The sequence below is a fragment of the Streptomyces sp. NPDC127119 genome (assembly GCF_042677425.1).
GTDB lineage: Bacteria > Actinomycetota > Actinomycetes > Streptomycetales > Streptomycetaceae > Streptomyces.
In genome coordinates this window covers 1-3,602 of record NZ_JBHXTO010000286.1, presented here as the reverse complement: position 1 = coordinate 3,602, position 3,602 = coordinate 1, and the positions used below count along the sequence as shown (strand labels likewise).

General features: G+C 70.2%; 4 protein-coding genes. 3 read left to right on the top strand and 1 reads right to left on the bottom strand.

Going from position 1 to position 3,602, the window contains the following annotated elements; translation table 11 throughout:
- Positions 1-94 precede the first annotated feature (94 nt).
- A complete protein-coding gene (locus ACFVH5_RS44100) occupies positions 95-883 on the bottom strand; it encodes a hypothetical protein (RefSeq protein ID WP_385839323.1) in 789 nt (262 codons plus the stop codon).
- A 134-nt stretch (positions 884-1,017) separates the two neighbouring features.
- Between ACFVH5_RS44100 and ACFVH5_RS44095 the strand changes: the two genes are divergently transcribed.
- From ACFVH5_RS44095 to ACFVH5_RS44085, 3 genes are all read left to right on the top strand, one after another.
- On the top strand, positions 1,018-1,809 hold the full coding sequence (locus tag ACFVH5_RS44095) for an ABC transporter ATP-binding protein (protein WP_384814942.1): 792 nt from the start codon (positions 1,018-1,020) through the stop codon (positions 1,807-1,809).
- Positions 1,810-1,923: 114 nt separating this feature from the next.
- Positions 1,924-2,355, top strand: coding sequence for an NfeD family protein (locus ACFVH5_RS44090; RefSeq protein ID WP_384814939.1), 432 nt, complete (start codon positions 1,924-1,926; stop codon positions 2,353-2,355).
- 168 nt (positions 2,356-2,523) lie between these two features.
- Positions 2,524-3,459 carry an SPFH domain-containing protein gene (locus ACFVH5_RS44085; RefSeq protein ID WP_107017794.1) on the top strand — a complete coding sequence of 312 codons (936 nt, stop codon included), beginning with the start codon at positions 2,524-2,526 and terminating at the stop codon, positions 3,457-3,459.
- Positions 3,460-3,602: the final 143 nt, after the last annotated feature.

Below are 3,602 nucleotides of genomic sequence, written 5' to 3'. Positions count from 1 at the left end.
CCCCGCGCACCACCCGGCCCGCGGGGCCCTCGTCCGTGCCGGGGCCCTCGGCGACCGCCGCGCCGGCCGCCGCCCCGGGGGACTGCCGCGGTCCTCAGCGCACCCCGCGCTCCCGCTCCTCCACGAACGCGTTGTACGCCGCCACCTGAGCCCGCCTGGCCGTCCGCTCGACCGGACGCAGCGCCTCGGAGCGCGCGGCCATCTCCGACGCGCTCACGGCCCCGCCGGGCCCGTTGCCGTACGCCACCGAGACCAGCAGCCCGACACGCTGGGACAGCGCCAACACCCGCACCGCCCTGGACGGATAGCCGGGAGCGAGCACCTCGCCGTCCCGCTCCGCCCGCGCCCGGTACGCGTCGATCGCCGCCTCGGCCACCGGACCCGAGCCCGCCACATCGAGCCGCGACAGCACCTCCGTCGCGTCACGCAACGCCTCCGCGAGCTCCCGCTCCGCCTCCCCGAGGGACGGCACATCGGCGGGCGGCGCCTCGCGCACCGGCAGACAGTGCCAGACGACCTCCACATGCACATCGCCGTCGGGCCCGGCCTCGTACACCTCGGGTACGAGGCCGAGAGCGACCCCGTGGCAGACGACGGCCTCCTCGGCCTCCAGGGCGCGCGCGTTGAAATCCGGCGGGCCGCTCAGCCCGAGCGGATGCCCGGGCGCGGGCAGCGCGACCCGCAGACCCGTCGCCCCGAGCGTGCGCAGCCGCCCCAGCGCGAGCGAGAGCCCGACGGGCCCCGTCTCGCCCGGCAGCCCCGCGACCCGGTGCACGGCGTCCTCCCCGACGATGGCGACGACCGCGTCATCCGGTGAGACAAATCCGGCCAACAGTGCGTTTCCCCATGCTGCCAACCGTCCTGAACGTGGTTCCGAAAGCATGCCTCCCACTTTAAGGAACCGCTTAAGGACCGGCCGATGGAATGGACGGGTCGACCGGTGGCGTAGGTTTTCCCTGGGGGCTGCGTCCACAGACGTCAGCGACGGCCGAGACTGCAATGGGAGACAGCGCGCTCATGAGCGATGTTCTGGAGCTTGAGGACGTATCCGTGGTCCGAGAGGGCCGGGCTCTGGTGGACCAGGTCTCCTGGTCGGTCAAGGAAGGCGAGCGCTGGGTCATCCTCGGACCCAACGGCGCCGGGAAGACGACCCTCCTCAACCTCGCCTCCAGCTACCTCTTCCCCAGCCAGGGCACCGCCACCATCCTCGGTGAGACCCTCGGCAAGGTCGACGTCTTCGAGCTGCGCCCGCGCATCGGCGTGGCCGGCATCGCCATGGCCGAGAAACTTCCCAAGCGCCAGACCGTCCTGCAGACGGTGCTGACCGCCGCGTACGGCATGACGGCCGGCTGGCACGAGGACTACGAGGACATCGACGAGCAGCGCGCCCGCGCCTTCCTCGACCGCCTCGGCATGACCGAGTTCGTGGACCGCAGGTTCGGCACCCTCTCCGAGGGCGAGCGCAAGCGCACCCTCATCGCCCGCGCGCTGATGACCGACCCCGAGCTGCTGCTCCTCGACGAGCCCGCCGCCGGTCTCGACCTCGGCGGCCGCGAGGACCTCGTACGCCGTCTCGGCCGCCTGGCCCGCGACCCGATCGCCCCCTCCATGATCATGGTCACGCACCATGTGGAGGAGATCGCCCCGGGCTTCACCCACGTCCTGATGATCCGCCAGGGCAAGGTGCTCGCGGCCGGGCCCCTGGAACTGGAACTCACCTCCCGCAACCTCTCGTTGTGCTTCGGCCTCCCGCTCGTCGTCAGCCAGGCCGGCGACCGCTGGACCGCCCACGGCCTCCCGCTGTCCTGACCGACCGGTTCGGACCCACCGCTCCCGGCCAACCTGTCCTGACGACCCGGAACACCTGCCCCAACCGGATGTGCGCCCTGTCGGGGACGGGACCTGCGGACCTACCATGACCATGTGAACGACATCGACGCATGGGTGTGGTGGCTGATCGGCGCGGCCGGGCTCGGAATCCCGTTGGTCGTGACCGCCATGCCGGAATTCGGAATGCTCGCCGTCGGCGCCGTCGCGGGCGCCGTGACCGCGGGGCTCGGAGGCGGTGTCGTCCTCCAGGTCGTCGTCTTCGCCGCCGTCTCGGTCGCGCTCATCGCGGTGGTACGGCCCGTGGCGGCCCGGCATCGCTCCCAACGGCCCCAACTGGCCACGGGCATCGACGCGTTGAAGGGCAAACAGGCCGTCGTCCTGGAGAGAGTGGACGGTTCGGGAGGCCGCATCAAGCTCGCGGGCGAGATCTGGTCCGCACGCTCACTCGACGCCTCACTCATCTACGAGGTGGGCCGAGAGGTGGATGTGGTGGAGATCGAGGGAGCCACGGCGATCGTCGTGTGACCTCCCAGAGCGTCCAGTGAACGGAACGTCGCACGTGGCGAGTTGTGGTCTGACACACTCGTCCAGCAAGATCTTCGACAGTTACGAGATCTTCGGCAGTCACTAGTTTCACGGCAGTCACGAGATTTTCCGGAAGCACCGAGGCGGAGAAGGGTACGGGGAGCCACGATGGAACCGATCATCATCGTCCTGATCATTCTGGTGGTGTTGGTCTTCATCGCGTTGATCAAGACCATCCAAGTCATTCCCCAGGCCAGCGCTGCCATCGTCGAGCGCTTCGGCCGCTACACGCGGACTCTGAACGCGGGCCTCAACATCGTCGTCCCGTTCATCGACTCGATCCGCAACCGCATCGACCTCCGCGAGCAGGTCGTGCCGTTCCCGCCCCAGCCGGTGATCACCCAGGACAACCTGGTCGTGAACATCGACACCGTCATCTACTACCAGGTGACCGACGCCCGCGCCGCGACCTACGAGGTCGCCAGTTACATCCAGGCGATCGAGCAGCTCACCGTCACCACGCTCCGCAACATCATCGGCGGCATGGACCTGGAGCGGACCCTCACCTCCCGCGAGGAGATCAACGCGGCCCTGCGCGGAGTCCTCGACGAGGCCACCGGCAAGTGGGGCATCCGCGTCAACCGCGTCGAGCTCAAGGCGATCGAGCCGCCCACCTCCATCCAGGACTCGATGGAGAAGCAGATGCGCGCGGACCGTGACAAGCGCGCGGCGATCCTCACCGCGGAAGGTATCCGCCAGTCGCAGATCCTCACCGCCGAGGGTGAGAAGCAGTCGGCGATCCTCCGCGCCGAGGGTGAGGCCCGCGCCGCCGCGCTGCGCGCCGAGGGTGAGGCGCAGGCGATCCGTACGGTCTTCGAGTCCATCCACGCCGGTGACGCGGACCAGAAGCTGCTGGCCTACCAGTACCTCCAGATGCTGCCGAAGATCGCCGAGGGCGACGCGAACAAGCTCTGGATCGTTCCCAGCGAGATCGGTGACGCCCTCAAGGGGCTGAGCGGCGCGATGGGCAACTTCGGGCCCATGGGCGGCGGGAACCAGGGTGGCGGCGGCACGGAACGTCGGGAAAAGCCGTCAGTGGACTGACCTCACCTTGGGCAGGGCGGCGGGGGCGGAGTTTTCGCCCCCGCCGCCCCAACCCCGTCCCCGGCCGGTGTGGGGGGGGGGGGGCCCCCCCCCCCCCCCCGCACCAACCCCGCCGGGGGGGGTGGCCCCGGCGCCGCCCCCCC